The organism is Pseudomonas sp., from assembly GCF_037994325.1.
Taxonomy (GTDB): domain Bacteria; phylum Pseudomonadota; class Gammaproteobacteria; order Pseudomonadales; family Pseudomonadaceae; genus Aquipseudomonas.
Map to the genome: position 1 here is coordinate 1 of NZ_JBBNAH010000429.1, position 2,489 is coordinate 2,489.

General features: G+C 58.5%; 2 protein-coding genes. Both read left to right on the forward strand.

All coding sequences use genetic code 11. From position 1 onward, the window contains the following. On the forward strand, nucleotides 1-341 hold a 341-nt coding region (locus AAAB16_RS14460; protein WP_340663940.1), incomplete at its 5' end, for a hypothetical protein. 75 nt (nucleotides 342-416) lie between these two features. Further along, nucleotides 417-2,423 carry a type VI secretion system tip protein TssI/VgrG gene (gene tssI / locus AAAB16_RS14465; RefSeq protein WP_340663941.1) on the forward strand — a complete coding sequence of 669 codons (2,007 nt, stop codon included), beginning with the start codon at nucleotides 417-419 and terminating at the stop codon, nucleotides 2,421-2,423. Nucleotides 2,424-2,489: the final 66 nt, after the last annotated feature.

A 2,489-nucleotide genomic window follows, 5' to 3' on the forward strand; every position in this document is an offset into this window, starting at 1 on the left:
ACAAGCTCACGGAGTATCACGGACATGAAAGCGGAAAGCCTGGAGATGGTGTTCACGTTGGCGCAGCAGAAAATCGGGCTGCTGCCATGACGTGTCTTCGAAACAATAAACCTACGGAGTTTGTAGCTAACACAAAAAAAACTGTAAACCACGAGCTTAAGAATCAAAACATTAGAAAAACGGAAAACATGCTGAAAATAATACAGACCGAGAACAACTTGGGCGTTCTCGTTCAAACCTTAAACGGTTATGACCCGCTGTGGCAGAAAGACAAGTCAGCATGGTCTGCTTATTCCGTCAAATATCGTGAAAAAAAGGGAAAAGACCCGCAAAAAGCTTAACCCAGAAATAGCCCCAAAGAGCCTGCTCCGATTTGCTGGCCTTAATTGAGCTCTACCATTCGCTTGAGGCTATCGATGCCCCGCCCCACCGACACCACAACCACCCTCTCCGTCACAGCCCCGGCCCTGGCGGATCTGTTCCCGGAAACCCTTGCCGGCGAGGAGGCTTTGAACGGCCTGGGCAGCCTGACCCTACACGGCTACAGCGCCACCCCACTGACCCTGACCAGCGCAGTGGCCAGCCATGTCACTGCCACCTTGCACAACGACGCACAACTGCGCCCGGTCGATGGCCTATGCGCCGAAATACGCCAACTGCCGGGCGATGCTAGCGCCGACCGCTACCAGCTGTTGCTGCGCCCCTGGCTGTGGTGGCTGACCCTGGCCAGCAATAACCGCGTGTTCCAGAACAAAACCACCAGCGATATCGTCACCGCGATTTTCGATTTGCATGGTTTCAGTGATTACAAACTGTCCCTTACTGGCAGCTATACGCCGCGCGAGTATTGCGTGCAGTACGGCGAAAGTGATTTTGCCTTTGTCTCGCGGCTGCTGGAGGAGGAAGGGATTTTCTGGTTTTTCAGCCACGACGCCGGTCAGCACACGCTGGTGTTGGGCGATAGCAACGAGGCATTTTTGCCGATCCCGAACGGCCCCACCCTCACCTACTTGGCACAAGAAATCGGCACGCGCGAGCTGCATGGCATTCGCTCGGCGCAGTACAGCATTCAGGCGGTCAGCGGCGTGTACAGCGCCACCGACTATGAATTCACCACGGCCACCACCGCGCTGTATTCCCAGGCCGAAGCCGTGGCTGGCCCGCGCAACGTGTATGACCACCCCGGCGGTTACACCGCCAAAGGCCGTGGCGATGCGCTGACTAAACAGCGCGTCGACGGCCTGCGTAGCCAGGAGAAACGCTTGGTCGGCGACAGCGATTGCCGCTGGTTGGTGCCCGGGCATTGGTTCACCTTGAGCGGCCATGACGATGCCAGTTTAAACATCGACTGGGTGGTGACCTCCGTAGTGCACGAAGCTAGCCACGAGCACTACCACAACCGCTTTGAGGCCATGCCCAAGGCCACCGTTTATCGCCCGCCGCGCCTCACACAAAAACCGCGTATGCACACGCAAACGGCCATTGTGGTCGGCAAGGCTGGCGAAGAAATCTGGACCGACGAATACGGCCGCATCAAGCTGCAATTCCCCTGGGACCGCGCCGGCAAAAACGACGAAACCTCGTCCTGCTGGGTACGCGTGGTGTTGCCCTGGACCGGCAAAGGTTTTGGCCTGCAATTTGTGCCACGCATCGGCCAGGAAGTGATCGTCACCTTTATCGACGGCGACCCCGACCGGCCGCTGGTAACCGGCTGCGTCTATAACGGCGACAACCCGGTGCCATTTGAACTGCCGGCCAACCAGACCCAATCCGGCATCAAGACCAACTCCTCCAAGGGCGGCGGCGGTTTTAACGCGCTGCGTTTCGAAGACAAAAAAGACAGCGAAGAGGTGTTTTTGCAGGCGCAGAAAGACTTCAACATCAAGGTGCTCAACGACACCACCGCCACCGTCGGCCACGACGAAACCCTCACCGTCCAGAACGCCCGCACCCGCACGGTAAAAGACGGCGACGAAACCGTGACCCTGGAAAAAGGCAAGCGCAGCGTCACCATCCAAACCGGCAGCGACACCCTGGATGTGAAGGACACCCGCAGGGTAAAAGTCGGCAGCGACCAGACCCACAGCACCGGCGGTAACTACACCGAAACCGTCACCGGCAATTACCAACTGACCGTGGACGGCAACCTGACCATCAACGTCAGCGGCACCCTCACCCTGCAAAGCACGGGCGACTTCACTGCCAAGAGCGACGCCAACCTCACCACCCAAGCCGGCATGGCCCTTACCGACAAAGCCGGCACCGCACTCACCAACCAGGCCGGCACCTCGCTGGACAACAAAGCCGGTACCACCATGACCAACGACGCTGGCATCAGCCTGACCAACAAAGCCGGCGCCGAACAGACCGTCGATGGCGGCGGCATGCTGACCCTCAAAGGCGGCCTGGTAAAAATTAACTGAGCGCGGGAGCAACGGATATGCAAAACGGCAACCTGGGCCTCGCCTGCGGCGACAGCACCCTTAGCG